We start from the raw sequence: 17,414 nt of genomic DNA, 5'->3' as shown, positions 1-17,414 counted from the left end.
ACCATTCTGACGCCTCATCAGTGGTGGTTGTTTTGGCTCCGCCCCTGGCCGCGGTGTTTGACCGTGGGCGCGCGCGCGCGGGGGCGGCCGGGCGCCCCCCGCGCCCTTCGCCACCGACTGGCTGGGGGTGTCCACAGCCATCAGCCGGCCTGCCTTCCTGTTACTTCCAGTCCTTCAGGAGCTTGCGGTAGCCGTCGCCCACCGTCTTGGCTCCCGTCTCCGGGGTGGTCTGGCCGGTCAGGACCTTGGTGTACTCGGTGACGAGCGGCGCGAAGAGGCTGCCGGTCTCGGGGATCCAGGGGCGCTCGACGGCCTTGTCGACGACCGGCTTGAAGAAGGTGATCATCTCGTTGGTCGCGACGTCCGGCTTGATGTAGACGGACTGGCGGGTCGGGAGGAGGCTGAGCTCCGTCGAGATCTTCGCCTGGGTCTCGGCCGAGGTCATGTACTCGGCGAAGGCGTAGGAGGCGTCGAGGTTCTTGGAGCCCGCGTAGACGGCGAGGTTGTGGCCGCCCTGCGGGGCGCCCTGGCCGCCCGAGCCGGCCGGGACCGGGGCGATGCCCAGGTTGGCCTTGTCGGTGAACTCCTTGCCGGCGTAGGTGTCGGCGACGGCCCACGGGCCGTTGATCATCATGGCGACCTTGCCGTCCTTGAAGGCGGTCTGCATGTTGTTCCAGCCGTCGGTGGCGTCGGTCTTGGCCGCGCCGGAGTCGACCAGGTCCTTGACGACCTTGAAGGCCTTCACGCCGGCCGGGTTGTCGACGGTGATCTTCTTGTTCGGGGCGTCGACGAGGTCGCCGCCCTCGCCGTACAGGAAGGAGAGGAACCAGTAGGCGTCGTCGCCGCGTAGGTACAGGCCGGTCTTGCCGGTCTTCTGCTTGATCTTGGCGGAGACGGACTTCAGCTCGTCGATGGTCTTGGGGACCTCGACGCCGGCCTCCTTGAAGATCTTCTTGTTGTAGAAGATGCCCATGGAGTCGATGACCTGCGGGACGGCGTAGGTCTTGCCGTTGTACTTCGTGGAGGCTGCGGCCTGCTCCAGGAAGTCGTCCTGGTTCTTGAGGGCGGGGGTGCCGTCCAGCGGGGCGAGGTAGCCGAGGTCGGCGAACTCGGGGGTCCAGGCGACCTCGGAGCGGATGACGTCGGGCGCACCGGAGCCGGACTGCGCGGCGTTCTTGAACTTGTTCTGCGCCTCGCCGAACGGCACGTTCACGTACTTGACGGTGACCTTGGGGTGCTGCTTCTTGAAGTCCTCGGCGACCTTCTTGAAGACCTTGTCCTCGGAGCCGACCGTGGAGGTGTCCCACCACGTCACGGTGCCGGAGAGCTCGCCCGAGCCCTTCGAGCCGCCGTTGGAACCGCTGTCGCTTCCGCCGCACGCCGCCAGGGTCACGCCCAGGGCCGCGACCAGCGCGGTGGCCGCTATGCCACGCCGCATGTGAACTCCTTCAATGATCCCGGGGGGACGAGGGTCTGGAACCTTCCTCATGCGACCGCTCCCTCGCGGCGCTCCGGGTTGCCAGGAACGTAACAGGGATGAAAACGCGCCGAAAGACCTTGCGGGAACTTTCTGCAAGACCCGGCGATCGTTACATCCGCGTGTCCCGAAGGTTGCCGAAGGATCGCTTGACAGGGGCGGGCGACCCCCCTTTACGGCCCGAAACCCCCCACAGGACCCCCGCAAGGGCTGCAAGAGCTTGCGGAAGCGGCTTGCCGTGACGGTCTGTGGAGCAGCGGTGGGCAATACGCCCTGTGACCGGTACAGTCCACGTTCATGACCGCGCGGCTCTCAGACATCGCAGCCCAGGCGGGGGTCAGTGAGGCCACAGTCAGCCGCGTGCTCAACGGCAAGCCGGGCGTGGCAGCCGCCACCCGCGAGTCCGTCCTTGCCGCGCTCGACGTGCTCGGCTACGAGCGGCCCGTCCGCCTGCGCCAGCGCAGCGCGGGGCTCGTCGGCCTCATCACCCCCGAGCTGGACAACCCGATCTTCCCCGCCCTCGCCCAGGTCATCGGGCAGGCCCTGACCCGGCAGGGGTACACGCCGGTCCTGGCCACGCAGACCCCCGGCGGGTCCACCGAGGACGAGCTCACCGACATGCTCGTGGAGCGCGGTGTCGCCGGCATCATCTTCGTCTCCGGTCTGCACGCCGACACCACCGCCGACATGACGCGCTACGACCAGCTGCGCGGCAAGGGCGTCCCGTACGTCCTGCTCAACGGCTTCTCCCCCAAGGTCCAGGCGCCGTTCGTGTCGCCCGACGACCGGGCGGCGATGCGGCTGGCCGTGACGCACCTGGCCGCGCTCGGCCACACCCGCATCGGGCTCGCCGTCGGGCCGAAGCGCTTCGTGCCGGTGCTGCGCAAGATAGAGGGCTTCCAGCAGGGCATGCAGGAGCGGCTCGGTCTCGGCCCCGAGGAGTCCGAGGCGCTGATCCAGCACTCGCTCTACACGCTGGAGGGCGGTCAGGCGGCGGCGGGGGCGCTGATCTCCCGGGGCTGCACGGCGGTGGTCTGCGCGAGCGACATGATGGCGCTCGGCGCGATCCGGGCGGCCCGGCAGCAGGGTCTGGACGTCCCCCGGGACGTCTCGGTCGTCGGCTTCGACGACTCTCCGCTCATAGCCTTCACCGATCCGCCGCTGACCACCATCCGGCAGCCGGTGCAGGCGATGGGGCAGGCCGCGGTCCGCGCGCTCCTGGAGGAGGTGGGGGGCACCCCGGCCCCGCACTCCGAGTTCGTCTTCATGCCTGAGCTGGTGGTTCGCGGCTCGACCGCATCCGCCCCGGTGCCCGCGCGCACTCCTTCCTGAGGTGGACCGGGTGCACCCGGAACCAGACCGAGGGATGATCGGTCGGGGGGACGGGATCTGGCAGACTCTCTCGCTATGGGTGAAACGACCGTGAAGAGCTTGGACAGCCGGACGACCCCGTCGTCACCCATCGTGAACGGCGAGGGCAGGTTCGCGCGGCTGCGCGCGCACACGCCCCGGCGCCCGACGATCTGGTTCGAGATCCTGCTCATCGCGGTGAGTTACTGGACGTACTCGCTCATCCGGAACGCGGTGCCGGAGCAGAAGGCCGAGGCGCTCAGGAACGCCGACTGGATCTGGAAGGCCGAGAACTCCCTCGGGCTCGCCTTCGAGCACGCCGTCAACCATGCCGTGAACTCGGTGACATGGCTGATCGTGTCGATGAACTACTACTACGCCACGCTGCACTTCGTCGTGACCATCGGTGTGCTGGTGTGGCTGTACCGATGGCATCCGGGCCGTTACGCGGCGTTCCGTACGATCCTCTTCGCCACCACCGGTGTCGCCCTGGTCGGCTACTACCTGTACCCGCTCGCGCCGCCCCGGCTCATGAACGGCCAGAACTTCGTCGACACGGTGCTCGTCCACCACACCTGGGGCTCGATGGCCTCGGGGAACCTCAAGCACGTGTCGAACCAGTACGCGGCGATGCCGTCGATGCACATCGGCTGGTCCCTGTGGTGCGGCGTGACCATCTTCCTGCTGGCCAAGGCGCCCTGGGCGCGGATCCTCGGCCTGCTGTACCCGACGGCGACGCTCGTCGTCATCGTCGCCACGGCCAACCACTTCTGGATGGACGCGGTCGGCGGCATGATCTGCCTGGCCTTCGGCTTCGCCGTCTCCTACTTCTGGTACGGCTCCCGTCCGCACCGGCTGCCGAAGCTGGTGGAGCCGGTCGGCGTCGTCGGACGGGGCGGCCCGCCCCCGGCGAAGGGGACGGACCGCGCCCCCGAGGACGCCGAGGAGCAGGTCCGCTCCGGCAGGTGATCCCGCCGCCGGTCAGCCCCGGTGCGTGACCCTGCCCCCCGCGACCGTCAGCCGGACCGGGGCCTCGGCGGTCTCGTCCGCCGGGGCCTCGACCGGGTCCACGCCGAAGGCGGCGAGGTCGGCCCGGAAGCCCGGGGCGATCCGCCCCGCGACCGCCTCCTCCCCCGCCGCGAGCGCCGCGTGCGTGGTCATCCCCTCCAGGGCCATCAGCCCGGTCAGGCCGCGGTGGGCCGAGGCCGCGCCGCGCGGGGCCCGCGCCGTGGCGAGGACCTGCCGGGCGTCGTGGTGGGCGATGGGCCAGTCCGAACCGAGCGCGAGGTGCGCGCCGGCGTCCCGCAGGTCGCGGCAGCGCCAGGCGCGGGCGGCCCGCTCGTCGCCGAGCCGCCTGGACCACTCGTCGGTGTGGTCGGCGCGGGTGTACGCGGTGTGCGGGGGCTGCATCGAGGCGACGACGCCGAGCGCGGCGAAGCGGCCCAGCTGGTCGTCGGGGACGGTCTCGATGTGCTCGATCCGGTGGCGGGGGCCGCCGGTGCCGAGGGCCTCCACGGTGTCGAGGACGTGCCGGACGGCGGCGTCTCCGATGGCGTGGGTGGCGGTGCCGACCCCGGCCCGGTGGAGGTGGCGCACGGCGGCGGAGTACGCGGCCGGATCGGGCCAGAAGGCGTCGGTGCCCTGGCCGTGGCAGTCGGCGTGCTCCAGCCACGCGGTGCCGCCCTCGACGGTGCCGTCCATGAAGAACTTCACGCCGCCGATCGCCCAGAGGCGTCCGGCCCGCTCCTGGAGCCGTACGAATCCGTCGAGCTCCTCGGCGGTGGCGCCGGGCATGCACCAGGGGGCGAGGCGGAGGCGGACGGGCAGGTCGCCGTCCTCCTCGATGCCGGCGAGCAGACCGGGGACGTCGTGGCCGCCGAGGTCCATGACGTGGGCGGCGGTGAGGCCGGTGGCGGCCATCTCGCCGAGGAGCCCGACGAGCCGGTCGCGGCGCTCGGTGTACGGCTGCGTGGGCAGCACCGGGGTCATCAGGTCCATGGCGGCGTGCTCGACGAGGTGTCCGGTGGGGCGGCCGTCGGTGTCGCAGACGATCTCGGAGTGCTGGGCGAAGGCGCGGGGTCCGTCGATGCCGGCGGCCCTGAGGGCGGCGGCGCTCGCGAGGGCGGAGTGTCCGTCGTAGAGGCGCAGGAGGGCGGGGGCGCCGCCGAGGGCGTCCTCGATCAGCTCGCGGTGGACCGGGCGGCCGCCGAAGACGTTGTGGTCGAGGCCGAAGCCGACGACCCAGCCGTCGCGGCGCTCGGCGGCGCGGAGGGCGGCGCGCAGTCCTTCGAGGCCGGTGACGCCGGACAGGTCGGTGCCGGTGAACATCTCCAGGCCCCAGACGGGGTGGCTGTGGGCGTCGGTGAGGCCGGGGGTGAGAGTGGCGCCGGCGAGGTCGATCGTCTCGGTGCCGGGTCCGGCCCAGGTGCGGGCCTCCGCGTCGGTGCCGACGGCGGTGATCACTCCGCCATGGACGGCGAGGGCGGTGGCGCCGGTGAGCTCGGGGTCGCGGACGCGGGCGTTGACGAGGACGAGGTCGGGTGCGGACACGAGGGGTCTGCTCCTTCGGAGTCGGGTTCTGCGGCGAAGCGGGCGTAGGTCTCGGGGCGGGTCCGGCGGAGCCGGCGCGCGAGGAGGAGCCCGAGGAGGAAGACGGCGGGGGCGAGGGAGACGAGCACGGTGTTGACCGTCGTGGAGGCCCCGGTGAAGAGGTCGACGTGGGCGGTGACCAGGCCTATCGCCCCGGCGAGCAGGAGGAAGGCGACCACGGGGGCGACGACGGTGCGCAGCACGCCCTCGCTGTGGTCGATCCGCCGGAAGAAGCAGGGCACGGCGAGCGCGGCGAGCAGCTGGAGGATCATCAGTCCGATCATCCCCGGGGTGTTCACCCAGAGGAGGAGCTGCTGGTACGGGTCGGCCCCGGCGAGCGCGAAGGCGAGGACGACGAGGGCGCCCAGTGCGGTCTGGGCCGCTCCGGCCACGTACGGGGAGCGGTGGCGGGGGTGGATCCGGGCGAGGGCCTTCGGCAGGACGCCCTCCTCGGAGAGGGAGAGCGCGTAGCGGTTGATGGCGTTGTGGAAGGCGAGGAGGGAGGCGAGGACGCTGGTGATGATGAGCAGGTGCATCAGGTCGGCGGCCCAGGCTCCGACGTAGGTGGTGATGGCGGCGAAGAAGAGGCCGCCGGGGTCGTCGGCGGCGGCCTGGACGACCTTGTCCTCGCCGAAGGCCTGGATGACGGTCCAGACGACGAAGGCGTAGAAGAGGCCGAGGAAGGCGACCGCGATGTAGGTGGCGCGGGGGATGGTGCGCTCGGGGTCCTTCGCCTCGCGCCGGTAGATCACGGTGGACTCGAAGCCGGTGAAGGCGGCGAAGGCGAAGGCGAGGACGGCGGCGGTGCCGCCGGTGAGGACGTGCGCGGGGGCGAGGCCGCCGAGGGAGAGGCCGTCCGCCCCGCCGTCGAGGAGGACGCCGCCGGCGAGGAGGACGAGGATGCCCGTCTCGGCGACGAGGAGCACGCCGAGGACCTTGGCGCCGAAGTCGATGGAGCGGTAGCCGCCGTACCAGATGACCAGGAGCCCGGCGAGGGAGACGGGGAGCCAGGGGACGTGGTGGCCGAGGGCGGCGGCGGTGTCGGAGGTGGCGGAGCCGAGGAGTCCGTAGACGCCGATCTCCATGCCGTTGTAGCCGAGCATGGCGACGAGGGCGGCGGCGATGCCGACCGGGGTGCCGAGGCCGCGGGTGATGTACGCGTAGAACGCGCCGGCGCTGCGGACGTGGCGGCTCATGGTGGTGAAGCCGACGGCGAAGACGGTGAGGGTGAGGCCGGCGAGGAGGTAGCCGACGGGGGCGCCGATGCCGCCGAGCAGGATGGCGACGGGGGCGACGCCGGCCATGACGGTGAGCGGGGCGGCGGCGGAGACGACGAAGAAGGAGATGTCGGCGGTGCCGAGGGTGCCGGTTCTCAGGCCCGGGGGCTCGTCGGGGGTGGGTGAGGGCATGGCGGGGGAAGCCTTTCCGCGACAGGAAACCTAAAGGCTTTCGGTTTGCGCAATGTAGCCTCGCCCTGGACCGTTCGGGAAGACCCGACGAACATCGGAACCGGCAGCAGCCGAACAGGGAGTGTCGATTCATGGGCCGGCCGCGCAGACCGCTCCTCGACCGGGAGCGGATCACCACCACGGCGCTCGAGATCGTCGACGAGCAGGGAGAGTTCAGCGTCCCGCAGATCGCCAGGCGGCTCGGGGTGCAGACGGCCTCCGTCTACCACCACGTCGACGGCCGGGACGGCATCGTCGAGCTGCTGCGCGAGCGGGTGGCCGCCGCCATCGACGGCGCGACCCTCGAACGGGAGCCCTGGGACGCCGCCATGGCCGCCTGGGCCCGCTCCTACCGGGCCGCCTTCGCCGCCCACCCGCGCGCGATCCCGCTCCTCACCACCTCACCGGTGCGCGCGCCCGGGGTCCTCGCGCAGTACGAGCGCGCGGTCGTCCGCCTGCTCGACGCGGGCTTCGCCCTGGCGGACGTCATGCCGGTGATCATCGCCCTGGAGAACGTCGTCCTCGGCTCGGCCCTCGACATGGCCGCCCCCGAGGCGATGTGGGAGCTCGCCGACGAGACGGCGACGCCCCAGCTGGCCCGCGCCCTCGGCGCGGCCCCGGAGTCCCGCTCCGACCAGGCCTTCGAGCTGGCCCTCGGCGGCTATCTGGAGCACGTCCGGACGCTGCTCGACGCGGATCAGCTGTAGGACTGCAGCTCGATCAGATGCCCCTCGGGGTCGCGGAGATGGGCGGTCCGCAGCCCGGGCCCCCACTCCGGACGGTCCGCCGCGCCCAGCAGGGGCTCGCCGCCGGACTCCAGGCAGAGGGCGAGGGCCGCGTCCACGTCGGTCACGCGCAGGACGAGCATCGCGGCGTCCTGGGCCGGAGCCGGCCGGACCGGCAGGGCACCGGTGCCGAGGACCGAGGCCATCGCGCCGCGGTCGAAGAGCACCAGGACGGCCCTGCCGTCCACCTCCCAGCCGGCGTACGGCCCTTCCGGCGCGCCCTTGTCGAGGTCCGCGCCGGCCAGCGGGGGCAGGACCGCCGCGTAGAACCGGAAGCAGTCGGCGAAGCGGCTGACGAGCAGGCGGGGGTACGGGACGTCCACGGCGGGCTCCTCGAAGAATAATAGGTCCGCACCCACTATAGGAGCGGACCTTAGACTTCTGTCATGTCCTCCGCGCGATCCACCCCGCCCGCCCTGCTCGGCCTCAGCACCTATCTGCTCTCCCGGATCGGCAAGGCGGCCCGGGGCCGCCTCGCCGACCGCCTGGCCGGACGCGGCCTGCGCCTCTGGGACATGGCGGTGCTCGCCGCCCTCTCCGACTTCGGGCCGCACGCGCAGCGCGACCTGGTCGTCCGGCTCGGTGTCGACCCCAGCGACATGGCCAAGGTGGTCGACCAGCTGGCCACCGGCGGCTACGTCGAGCGGGCACGCGACCCCGAGGACCGGCGCCGGGTCTCCGTCTCCCTCGCGCCCGCCGGCCGCACCCTCCTCGCCGAACTGGACGCCGAGGCCAGGTCCGTCCAGGACGGGCTGCTCGCCCCCCTGGCCCCGGAGGAACGCGAGCTGCTCCAGGGCCTGCTGCTGCGGGTGCACCAAGGGCTCGGCTGAGCGCCGCTACGCCCCGTAGAAGAGCTCCTCGACGACGGCCCTGGCACGGCGCGTGACGCGCCGGTAGTCGTCGACCATCTCGCCGACGTGCCCCGGCTCGTACCCCAGGTACCGCGCGACCGCCGCGAGTTCGCGCGGATCCGAGGGGAACGTGTCGCCCGGACGGCCGCGGACCAGCATCACCGCGTTGCGCACCCGGGTGGCGAGGACCCAGGCCTCGTCGAGGGTCTGCGCCTCCTCCGTCGGGATCAGCCCCGCCGCGTGCGCGGCGCGCAGGGCCTCGCGGGTCCGGGTCGTCCGCAGGCCCGGCTCGGCCCAGCCGTGCCGCATCTGGATCAGCTGGACCGTCCACTCGACGTCGCTGAGCCCGCCGCGCCCGAGCTTGGCGTGCAGGGTGGGGTCGGCGCCGCGCGGCAGCCGCTCCGACTCCATCCGGGCCTTGAGGCGGCGGATCTCGCGGACGGCGTCCTCGCCGAGCCCCTCGGCCGGGTAGCGCAGCGGGTCGACGAGCTCCACGAACCGCTCGCCCAGCTCGCGGTCCCCCGCCATGGGCTCGGCGCGCAGCAGCGCCTGGCTCTCCCAGACGAGCGACCAGCGGCGGTAGTAGGCCTCGTACGACTTCAGGCTGCGCACCAGGGGGCCGCTCTTGCCCTCGGGGCGCAGGTCCGCGTCGATGAGCAACGGCGGGTCGGCGGTGGGCAGCTGGAGGAGCCGCCGCATCTCGGCGACCACCCGGTTGGCGGCCCGGGCCGCCTCCTGCTCGTCGACGCCCTCGCGGGGCTCGTGCACGAACAGCACGTCGGCGTCGGAGCCGTACCCCAGCTCGTTGCCGCCGAAGCGGCCCATGCCGATGACCGTGAACCGGGTCGGCAGCTCGTCGCCCCACTCGGCGCGCACGGCGGCCCGCAGGGCGCCGGCGATCGTCGCCGCGTTCAGGTCGGTGACGGCCTCCCCCACCCGGTCGACGAGCGCGCCCGGGTCGGGCTCGCGGGGGTTGTCCTCGGTGCCGTACGAGCCGATGAGATCGGCCGCGGCCGTGCGGAACAGCTCCCGGCGGCGCACCCCGCGGGCCGCCGCCACGGCCTGCTCGGCGTCGTCCGCGCGGCCCACCGCCGCCAGGACCTCCTGCTCCAGGTGGTCCCGGCCGCGCGGCCTCAGACCCTCCGGGTCGCCGAGGATCGCGACGGCCTCGGGGGCACGGAGCAGCAGGTCGGGGGCGAGGCGCCCGGCGGAGAGCACCCGGGCGAGGTTCTCGGCGGCGGCGCCCTCGTCGCGCAGCAGCCGCAGGTACCAGGGGGTCTTGCCGAGGGCGTCGGAGACCTTCCGGAAGCCGAGGAGTCCGGCGTCCGGGTCGGCCGAGTCGGCGAACCAGCCGAGCAGCACCGGCAGCAGCGTCCGCTGGATCGCGGCCTTCCGGCTCACCCCTGAGGCCAGCGCCTCCAGGTGGCGCAGGGCGGCGGACGGGTCGGCGTACCCGAGGGCTTCCAGGCGCTGCCCGGCGGCCTTCGGGCTGAGCCGGATCTCGCCGGGGGCGAGCTGGGCGACCGCGTCGAGCAGCGGCCGGTAGAAGAGCTTCTCGTGCAGCCGCCGGACGACGGCCGCGTGCCGCTTCCACTCCTTGTTGAGCTCGGCGACCGGGTCGGTGCGCAGCCCGAGGGAGCGGCCGAGGCGGCGCAGGTCCGCCTCCTCCTCGGGGACGAGATGGGTGCGGCGCAGCCGGTGGAGCTGGATGCGGTGCTCCATGGCCCGCAGGAAGCGGTACGCCTCGTCGAGCTGGGAGGCGTCCGCGCGGCCGACGTAGCCGCCGGCGGCGAGGGCCGCGAGCGCGTCGAGGGTGGTGCCGCTGTGCAGCGTGGCGTCGCTGCGGCCGTGCACCAGCTGGAGGAGCTGGACGGCGAACTCCACGTCGCGCAGTCCGCCGGGGCCCAGCTTGAGCTCGCGCTCGACCTGGGCCACCGGGATGTTGTCGACGACGCGGCGGCGCATCTTCTGCACGTCGGGGACGAAGTTCTCGCGCTCGGCGGCCTGCCAGACGAGCGGGGAGACGGCGTCGATGTACTGGGCGCCGAGCTCCGGGTCCCCGGCCACCGCGCGCGCCTTCAGGAGCGCCTGGAACTCCCAGGTCTTCGCCCACCGCTGGTAGTAGGCCAGATGGGAGGAGAGGGTGCGGACGAGGGGGCCGTTGCGCCCCTCGGGGCGCAGGTTGGCGTCGACCGGCCAGATGGTGCCCTCGACGGTGGTCTCCGAGCAGATCCGCATCAGGTGGGAGGCGAGCCGCGTCGCGGCCTGGATCGCCTTGGCCTCGTCCGCGCCCTCCACGGGCTCGCCGACGAAGATCACGTCCACGTCGGAGACGTAGTTCAGCTCGTGCCCGCCGCACTTGCCCATCGCGATCACCGCGAGCCGGCACAGGGCGGCGTCGGCGGGCTCGGCCGTACGGGCGATGGCGAGCGCGGCGCGCAGGGTCGCCGTCGCCAGGTCGGCGAGCTCGGCGGCGGTCTGCGCGAGGTCGGCGGTGCCGCACACGTCACGGGCCGCTATGGCGAGGAGGCAGCGGCGGTACGCGACCCGCAGCGACACCGGGTCGGTGGCCTCGGCGAGCCCCTGCTCGAACTCGGGGACCCCCGGGTGCAGGTCGGCGGCCTCGTACTGGACGAGGGACTCCCAGTCGCGGGGGTGCCGGGCCAGGTGGTCGGCGAGCGCCTCGGAGGCACCGAGCACCCCGAGGAGCCGGTCCCGGAACGGCTTCGCGGAGAGCAGCGTGGTGGTGAGGGTGCCCCGGTCCGTCTCGGGCTGGGCCTCGACGAGACGGACCAGGCCGCGCAGGGCGAGGTCCGGGTCGGCGGTGGCGCCGAGGGCGTCCAGGAGCACGGAGTCGCCGCGCAGGGCGGACAGCTCGGGCACGTCCAGGAGCCGTTCGGCCCCCGAGGGATCGGTGAACCCGTGCCGCAGCAGACGTGAGAACGTACTGCTCCTGCGTCCCGGCACCGTCATTCCGCCGCTCCTTCCGAGCATGTCCGAGCCCCGGGACGAACCCGGGACATCGAGCCTAGCCGCAGCGGGAGGCGCGGGCGTCCAGGCCTGCGGTCGCGGCGGACCGCCGGGCGTCCGGGCCTGCGGTTCGCGGCGGACCGCCGGTCGACCAGGCCTGCGGTTCGGGGCGGACCGCACGTGACGTCTCGCACATCCGTGGCTTTTCGACGCCGATGAACCGTATTCCTTGAAAGTTCGTCCTGCCTTCCGCGGGACGGTCCCGCTCGTCCGACCTCTTGTGAAAGCACGCCACCGAACATGCGCGTCCTCCGCCGCCCCGCCCGCCCGTCCCGCCGCAGGACCGCCACGACGGTGGTGACGGCCGCCCTGGTGGGCGGCGCCTTCGCCGGTCTCCTCACGGTGACCGGGGGGCCGCGCACGCCGTCGGCGCACGCGCTGGAGGACACCACCGCCCCGGGGACGTCCCCGGGGACGCGGGCGCCCGGGAAGGTCCTGCCGGCCGAGGCGCACGGGAAGTCCGGGAAGCCCGGAAGCGGCACCCGGTCCCCGGTGTCCGTGGTGCAGATCGTGGCCCACCCGGACGACGACCTGTTCTTCATGAACCCGGACACCTCCCAGTCCCTGCGCTCCGGCAGCCCCCTCACCGGCGTCTACCTCACGGCCGGCGAGTCCGACGGCGTCAACGCGCGTCCCCGCGACGCCGGGACCGCGCCGCGGGACAAGGCCGGCTACGCCGAGGCCCGGCAGAACGGCATACGCGCCGCGTACGCCGAGATGGCCACCGGCAGCCGGACCAGCGCCTGGGACCGCGAGGCGATACCCACGGCCGGCGGCGGGTGGGCCGAGCTGGACACCCTGCGCGCCCGGCCGCAGATCAAGCTCGTATGGCTGCAGATACGCGAGGCCGGCGCCACCAACGGCGACCGGCCGCACAGCCTCCACGGCCTCTGGACGGGCCGGATCACCACCCTGGAGTCGCAGCGCTCCGCCGGCACCCCGGTCTCCGCGGACTTCGCCTACACGAGGGAACAGGTCGTCGCCACGCTGACCGGGATCCTGGAGCGGTTCCGGCCGACCTTCGTACGGATGCAGGACCCGAGCCCCGGCACGTACCCCGGGAGCGGGAAGTTCCGGGACCACCAGGACCACCTGTTCGGGGCGCGGTTCGCGCAGACCGCGCTCGACCGGTACGCGCGGCTGCCCGGCCATCCGCACGTCGGCGTGCAGAACTACCTCGGTTACCCGACCAGCGTCCTGCCGCACACCCTCGACCCCGAGACGGCCGACGCGAAGCTGAGGACCCTCGAGACCTACGCCTGGCTGGACGGCGTCCACGACTGCGGGACCGACGCGGGCTGCGGCGACCTGAAGGTGGCCGCGCGGCCCGGCGGCCGGGGCTGGACGCAGACCGTCCGCTACGCCCGCGGCACCTCCACCTCCTGGGTCCAGCACGACCCCGACGGCGGGCTGCACGCCTTCTCCGTCCTCGACGGACGCCTCGCGGCCTGGCGGAAGCCGGCCGACGCCGTGGCCTGGCGGGGCCCGGAGCTGCTGCCCGGCGCGGGCCTCGACAGCGGGGTCACCTCCGTGACCCTGCCCGACGGCCGGATCGCCGTCTTCGGCACCCGTACGGTGCTCGGCGGCGACGCCGCCGCCTACCGCCGCGAGGTCGTCACCACCGTCCAGGGCGCCCCCGGCGGCGCGTTCGGCGCCTGGCGCTCGCTCGGCACGCCCGAGCGGAGCGACGCCGAGGGGACCTCGGACATCAGCGCCCCCGCCGTGACCGTGGCCCCCGACGGCCGGGCCACCGTCGTCCTGCGGGACAGCCTGCACCGGCTGACGGCCCGCGAGCAGCTCCCCGACGGCGGCTGGGGCCCGTGGCGCCCGCTCGGCGGCACGGAGGTCTACGGCGACCCGGTGGCCGCGACGGACGCGGGCGGACGCGGATACGTCTTCGCCAGCACCCCGGTCACCGTCCTCGCCTGGTCCGCGCGGACCCCCGGCGGGCCGCTGACCGGGCCGTCGCCGACCGGCCTGCCGCCGACGACCCTCGCACTGAGCGCGAGCGCCGCCGCGGACGGCGACGGCGTGCGCCTCTGGTTCCGCAAGCCGGCCTCCGGCGACCTGCGCAGCGCCGACTTCTCCGGCGCGGGCCCGGCCTCCCCCGTCACGGAGCTGTCCGGCACCGGCGTCGCGGGCTTCGGCCCGGTGAGCGGCGGCGACGGCCTGCTCGCGGTCCGCTCCCGCACCGGCTTCCTGGCGACGGCCCCGCACGGCCGGGCCGGGACGCGGCCGGTGTGGACGCTGGAGCCGTTCCTGTTCTCCGGGGCTCCGGACGCCGGTACGGACGGGGTCGCGGCGATCGGCCTGGACGGCCGGCTGCACTGGACACCGGCGGGGCGCTGACCGCGTTTCCGGGTGCGCCGACCGGCCCCGTACGGGACCGTGGCCCCATGAACATCACGCTGGAAGTCGTCACGGTTCCCGTCACCGACCTGGACCGGGCGAAGGAGTTCTACGGCGAGAAGTGCGGCTTCACGATCGACCTGGACAGCGAGGTGGCGCCCGGCGTGCGCATCATCCAGGCGACGCCGCCCGGCTCGCGCTGCTCGATCGCGATGATCAGCGGGATGCCGCAGATGCCCGGGACGAAGGTGACGGCTCCGGGCGGTCTGCAGGGACTCCAGCTGTGCGTCACGGACATCGACGCGGCCCGGGAGGCGCTCGTCGCCCGGGGTGTCGGCGTCTCGCCGGTGATGCACGTCGGCGCGGCGGGCTGGGAGGACGGCAAGGGCGGCACCTGGAACTCGTTCATGGCCTTCGCGGATCCGGACGGCAACGGCTGGGTGGTGCAGGAGGCGCCGTCGGAGCTGTCGGAGCGCTGAGGGCGGCCACCGCCTCGGCCGTCCAGTGCCCCGCGGCGCCGGGACGGGCGGCGAGATGGGCGGCGACCTCGGCGTGCGTCCAGGCCCCGGCCCGGCCGAGCCCCGCCACCAGGTGCCGCAGGTAGGCCGCGGACGGCGGCCGCAGTCCTTCGTCGCCCGGCATCGGCCCCGGGGCGGTGAACGTCAGCACCGGGACCCCGTCGAGGAGCCCGGGGCACACGAGGGTCTCGTACCGCCCGGGGCCGAGCGTCCCGCGCCCGGTGGCGACGACCCCGGCCAGGTCGAGGTCGGCTCCCGGCTCGCGGTACATCTCCTGGGCCGCGACGTCCGAGAACTGGCCGGCCGTCAGCAGGTGGGCGACGCCCCACGCGGTGCCGTCCGCCGCCGGGTCGTAGAAGGCGCGCCCGCCGCCCCACACGGGCGAGTCGGTCGCGAAGTAGACCAGGCCGGGCAGCACGAGCGGCACGGACCGCCCGGGCGGACGCCGGTCCCGGCACCCGGGATAGACCCGGACGGCCTCCGGCGGGCGGCCGCCCTCGAGGTAGTACCGCAGGCGCTCGACATGGGTGTTGGCGCCGTAGGCGGCGTACCAGACACGGGGCTCGGACTCCGGCATGGGGCCCGACGCTAGCGCGGCCGGAGCCGTACGCCGCCTAGAAACCCAGGTAGAAGTGGCGGAGCGTGTCGTCCTCCGCGACGCACCGCATCCCGGCGGCCTCCATCACCCGGTGCGAGGCGGGGTTGTCCAGGTCGGCGTCCCCCTTCACCCCGGCGGCGCCGGCCCTCCGGGCCACCTCCAGGAGCGCCCGCAGCGCCTCGGAGGCGTACCCCCGGCCGCGGACCCCGGGCACGAGCCCGTACCCGACGGTCGCGACGCCGATCTCGTCCGGCGTCCCGTGGAAGCCGATGCCGCCGACGGTGACGCCGTCGAGCCGTATCTCGTAGGTCCGGTACGGCCCCGGATCCCCGCGCTCGGCGATCCCCCGCAGGAACCCGGTGTTGGCCCGGACGTCCCCGTCACTGGGGTAGCCCTCTCCCCAGCGGTCCCCGGGCCCGGACTCCCGGGCGACGATGCGCTCGGCCTCGTCCACGCTCAACGGATGCAACAGGAGCCGCGCGGTGGCGACGGATTCGATCTTCACCGCCGCAGTGTGAAGCGGCCCCCGTGCCCCGGGCAACGGATTTACCCGCGCGCCGCCCAGCGCCGCAGCCGCACCGTGTTCTCCCGCTTGCGCGACCGGGCCCCGCTCGTCTCCCCCGAGGCCGTCGTGAACGCGGCGACCGGCGTCCAGCGGCGGCGGCCACCGGGCGAGGTCCAGCGGACGGCCGGGAATCCCGTGACACCGGTGACGGCCGCCCGCGGTATCACCCGCGACCACAGGAACCCGCGGACCACGAGCCGCTCGGCCTCGCACCGGACCCCCGCGCGGTACCCGCGCACGGCGAGGCCCGCGCACGCCAGGAAGGCGGCCACCGCCACCGCCCGCTCCGGGGCGGTCGAGGCCTCCGCCCCGTACCCGAGGAGGCCGGCCCCCGGCGCGAGACCGAGCACCGTGTGGGCCGCCCGGTTGACGCGCGTGGGCACGAGCTCCGTGACCGGACCGCGCCGGGAGGGCCTCCCCGTCACAGCACCGGCAGGTTCTTCCGGAGCTCGAAGGCGGTGACCTCGGAGCGGTACTCCTCCCACTCCTGCTTCTTGTTGCGGAGGAAGAAGTCGAAGACGTGCTCGCCCAGCGTCTCGGCGACCAGTTCGCTCTTCTCCATCAGGGCGATCGCCTCGCCCAGGTTCTGCGGGAGCGGCTCGATGCCCATCGCGCGGCGCTCCGAGTCGGAGAGGGCCCAGACGTCGTCGTCGGCGCCGGCCGGGAGCTCGTAGCCCTCCTCGATGCCCTTGAGGCCCGCGGCGAGGAGGACCGCGTACGTCAGGTACGGGTTGGCGCCCGAGTCGATGGAGCGGACCTCGACGCGGGAGGAGCCCGTCTTGCCCGGCTTGTACATGGGGACGCGGATGAGGGCGGAGCGGTTGTTGTGGCCCCAGCAGATGTACGAGGGGGCCTCGCCGCCCGAGCCGGCCGTGCGGGACGAGCCGCCCCAGATGCGCTTGTACGAGTTGACCCACTGGTTGGTGACGGCGGAGGTCTCGCCCGCGTGCCGCAGCAGGCCGGCGATGAAGGAGCGGCCCACCTTCGACAGCTGGTACTCGGCGCCCGACTCGTAGAACGCGTTCCGGTCGCCCTCGAAGAGCGACAGGTGGGTGTGCATGCCCGAGCCCGGGTAGTCCGAGAACGGCTTCGGCATGAACGTGGCCTGCACGCCCTGCTCCAGCGCCACCTGCTTCATGACCAGGCGGAAGGTCATGATGTTGTCCGCGGTGGACAGCGCGTCCGCGTAGCGGAGGTCGATCTCCTGCTGGCCGGGCGCGCCCTCGTGGTGGGAGAACTCCACCGAGATGCCCATCGATTCGAGCATGGTGATGGCCTGGCGGCGGAAGTCCATGCCGACGTTCTGCGGGGTGTGGTCGAAGTAGCCCGAGTTGTCGGCCGGGGTGGGCCGGGTGCCGTCGAGCGGCTTGTCCTTCAGGAGGAAGAACTCGATCTCGGGGTGGGTGTAGAAGGTGAAGCCGAGGTCGGAGGTCTTCGCCAGGGCCCGCTTGAGGACGTACCGGGGGTCCGCGAAGGACGGCGAGCCGTCGGGCATGAGGATGTCGCAGAACATCCGTGCCGTGCCCGGGGCCTCGGCGCGCCAGGGCAGGATCTGGAAGGTGCCCGGGTCCGGCTTGGCGATCATGTCCGACTCGTACACCCGGGCGAAGCCCTCGATCGCGGAGCCGTCGAAGCCGATGCCCTCGTCGAAGGCCTGCTCCAGTTCCGCGGGGGCCACGGCCACCGACTTCAGGAAGCCGAGCACGTCGGTGAACCACAGACGTACGAAGCGGATGTCGCGCTCCTCGAGCGTACGGAGCACGAATTCCTGCTGCTTGTCCATTTCCACACCCATCCTCGCTGGTCAGGCCGCCTGCTCCCACCGCCTCCGGTACATCGGGGGGCACCTGAGCA

At 73.3% G+C, this 17,414-nt stretch carries 15 protein-coding genes; 6 read left to right on the top strand and 9 right to left on the bottom strand.

Features of this window, described 5'->3' with window-relative positions; all coding sequences use genetic code 11:
* Positions 1-160: 160 nt before the first annotated feature.
* Positions 161-1,438: an extracellular solute-binding protein gene (locus ACFV2S_RS22155; RefSeq protein ID WP_385561708.1), complete on the bottom strand. Its 1,278-nt coding sequence runs from the start codon at positions 1,436-1,438 to the stop codon at positions 161-163.
* A gap of 336 nt (positions 1,439-1,774) precedes the next feature.
* Between ACFV2S_RS22155 and ACFV2S_RS22150 the strand changes: the two genes are divergently transcribed.
* Entirely contained in the window at positions 1,775-2,809 is a 1,035-nt protein-coding gene (locus ACFV2S_RS22150; protein ID WP_385561705.1) for a LacI family DNA-binding transcriptional regulator, read from the top strand.
* 75 nt (positions 2,810-2,884) lie between these two features.
* Positions 2,885-3,796, top strand: a complete 912-nt coding sequence (locus ACFV2S_RS22145) for a phosphatase PAP2 family protein (protein WP_385561702.1) — start codon at positions 2,885-2,887, stop codon at positions 3,794-3,796.
* A 12-nt stretch (positions 3,797-3,808) separates the two neighbouring features.
* Here the strand turns inward: ACFV2S_RS22145 and ACFV2S_RS22140 are convergent, their stop codons facing one another.
* Both ACFV2S_RS22140 and ACFV2S_RS22135 read right to left on the bottom strand, forming a co-directional pair.
* Positions 3,809-5,377: an amidohydrolase gene (locus tag ACFV2S_RS22140; RefSeq protein ID WP_385561699.1), complete on the bottom strand. Its 1,569-nt coding sequence runs from the start codon at positions 5,375-5,377 to the stop codon at positions 3,809-3,811.
* The gene (locus ACFV2S_RS22135) at positions 5,287-6,825 is read right to left on the bottom strand and encodes an APC family permease (RefSeq protein WP_385561696.1); all 1,539 of its coding nucleotides are present in this window, start codon (positions 6,823-6,825) and stop codon (positions 5,287-5,289) included. Before ACFV2S_RS22135 ends, ACFV2S_RS22140 begins: the two co-directional genes overlap by 91 nt.
* A gap of 131 nt (positions 6,826-6,956) precedes the next feature.
* Here ACFV2S_RS22135 and ACFV2S_RS22130 point away from each other — a divergent pair, with 131 nt between their 5' ends.
* Entirely contained in the window at positions 6,957-7,571 is a 615-nt protein-coding gene (locus tag ACFV2S_RS22130; protein WP_385561693.1) for a TetR/AcrR family transcriptional regulator, read from the top strand.
* On the opposite strand, the gene ACFV2S_RS22125 is transcribed toward ACFV2S_RS22130, so the two are convergent.
* Positions 7,562-7,972 carry a VOC family protein gene (locus ACFV2S_RS22125; RefSeq protein WP_385561690.1) on the bottom strand — a complete coding sequence of 137 codons (411 nt, stop codon included), beginning with the start codon at positions 7,970-7,972 and terminating at the stop codon, positions 7,562-7,564. The two genes, ACFV2S_RS22130 and ACFV2S_RS22125, sit on opposite strands and share 10 nt — an antisense overlap.
* Positions 7,973-8,035: 63 nt before the next feature.
* Between ACFV2S_RS22125 and ACFV2S_RS22120 the strand changes: the two genes are divergently transcribed.
* A complete protein-coding gene (locus tag ACFV2S_RS22120; protein ID WP_385561688.1) occupies positions 8,036-8,479 on the top strand; it encodes a MarR family winged helix-turn-helix transcriptional regulator in 444 nt (147 codons plus the stop codon).
* 6 nt (positions 8,480-8,485) lie between these two features.
* Here ACFV2S_RS22120 and ACFV2S_RS22115 read toward each other — a convergent pair whose 3' ends face one another.
* On the bottom strand, positions 8,486-11,473 hold the full coding sequence (locus tag ACFV2S_RS22115) for a bifunctional [glutamine synthetase] adenylyltransferase/[glutamine synthetase]-adenylyl-L-tyrosine phosphorylase (RefSeq protein WP_385561686.1): 2,988 nt from the start codon (positions 11,471-11,473) through the stop codon (positions 8,486-8,488).
* Between the two features lie 297 nt (positions 11,474-11,770).
* Between ACFV2S_RS22115 and ACFV2S_RS22110 the strand changes: the two genes are divergently transcribed.
* Positions 11,771-13,879 (top strand): PIG-L family deacetylase, encoded by a 2,109-nt coding sequence (locus tag ACFV2S_RS22110; RefSeq protein WP_385561683.1) that lies wholly within the window; start codon positions 11,771-11,773, stop codon positions 13,877-13,879.
* Between the two features lie 47 nt (positions 13,880-13,926).
* A complete protein-coding gene (locus ACFV2S_RS22105; protein ID WP_385561680.1) occupies positions 13,927-14,358 on the top strand; it encodes a VOC family protein in 432 nt (143 codons plus the stop codon).
* Here ACFV2S_RS22105 and ACFV2S_RS22100 read toward each other — a convergent pair.
* Genes ACFV2S_RS22100 through ACFV2S_RS22085 form a run of 4 tightly spaced genes read right to left on the bottom strand, consistent with a single transcriptional unit; the run spans position 14,285 to position 17,343 of the window.
* Positions 14,285-14,974, bottom strand: coding sequence for a histone deacetylase (locus ACFV2S_RS22100; RefSeq protein WP_385561677.1), 690 nt, complete (start codon positions 14,972-14,974; stop codon positions 14,285-14,287). The two genes, ACFV2S_RS22105 and ACFV2S_RS22100, sit on opposite strands and share 74 nt — an antisense overlap.
* A gap of 37 nt (positions 14,975-15,011) precedes the next feature.
* On the bottom strand, positions 15,012-15,500 hold the full coding sequence (locus tag ACFV2S_RS22095) for a GNAT family N-acetyltransferase (protein ID WP_383787310.1): 489 nt from the start codon (positions 15,498-15,500) through the stop codon (positions 15,012-15,014).
* A 41-nt stretch (positions 15,501-15,541) separates the two neighbouring features.
* Complete coding sequence (locus tag ACFV2S_RS22090) at positions 15,542-15,943, bottom strand: hypothetical protein (RefSeq protein WP_385561672.1); 402 nt, start codon at positions 15,941-15,943, stop codon at positions 15,542-15,544.
* Positions 15,944-15,981: 38 nt separating this feature from the next.
* A complete protein-coding gene (locus tag ACFV2S_RS22085; RefSeq protein WP_033209691.1) occupies positions 15,982-17,343 on the bottom strand; it encodes a glutamine synthetase family protein in 1,362 nt (453 codons plus the stop codon).
* Positions 17,344-17,414: the final 71 nt, after the last annotated feature.

Source organism: Streptomyces sp. NPDC059695 (assembly GCF_042733785.1).
Classification (GTDB): Bacteria; Actinomycetota; Actinomycetes; order Streptomycetales; family Streptomycetaceae; genus Streptomyces.
Note: the sequence above shows the minus strand (reverse complement) of the source record. Positions and strands in the feature narration are given on the sequence as shown.

What these genes read in the sequence shown, in the direction of transcription:
- ACFV2S_RS22105 (WP_385561680.1), top strand. Translation starts at nt 13,927, where the DNA reads ATGAACATCACGCTGGAAGTCGTCACGGTTCCCGTCACCGACCTGGAC.
- ACFV2S_RS22155 (WP_385561708.1), bottom strand. Translation starts at nt 1,438, where the DNA reads ATGCGGCGTGGCATAGCGGCCACCGCGCTGGTCGCGGCCCTGGGCGTG.
- ACFV2S_RS22110 (WP_385561683.1), top strand. Translation starts at nt 11,771, where the DNA reads ATGCGCGTCCTCCGCCGCCCCGCCCGCCCGTCCCGCCGCAGGACCGCC.
- ACFV2S_RS22115 (WP_385561686.1), bottom strand. Translation starts at nt 11,473, where the DNA reads ATGACGGTGCCGGGACGCAGGAGCAGTACGTTCTCACGTCTGCTGCGG.
- ACFV2S_RS22085 (WP_033209691.1), bottom strand. Translation starts at nt 17,343, where the DNA reads ATGGACAAGCAGCAGGAATTCGTGCTCCGTACGCTCGAGGAGCGCGAC.
- ACFV2S_RS22150 (WP_385561705.1), top strand. Translation starts at nt 1,775, where the DNA reads ATGACCGCGCGGCTCTCAGACATCGCAGCCCAGGCGGGGGTCAGTGAG.
- ACFV2S_RS22120 (WP_385561688.1), top strand. Translation starts at nt 8,036, where the DNA reads ATGTCCTCCGCGCGATCCACCCCGCCCGCCCTGCTCGGCCTCAGCACC.
- ACFV2S_RS22135 (WP_385561696.1), bottom strand. Translation starts at nt 6,825, where the DNA reads ATGCCCTCACCCACCCCCGACGAGCCCCCGGGCCTGAGAACCGGCACC.
- ACFV2S_RS22130 (WP_385561693.1), top strand. Translation starts at nt 6,957, where the DNA reads ATGGGCCGGCCGCGCAGACCGCTCCTCGACCGGGAGCGGATCACCACC.
- ACFV2S_RS22145 (WP_385561702.1), top strand. Translation starts at nt 2,885, where the DNA reads ATGGGTGAAACGACCGTGAAGAGCTTGGACAGCCGGACGACCCCGTCG.
- ACFV2S_RS22100 (WP_385561677.1), bottom strand. Translation starts at nt 14,974, where the DNA reads ATGCCGGAGTCCGAGCCCCGTGTCTGGTACGCCGCCTACGGCGCCAAC.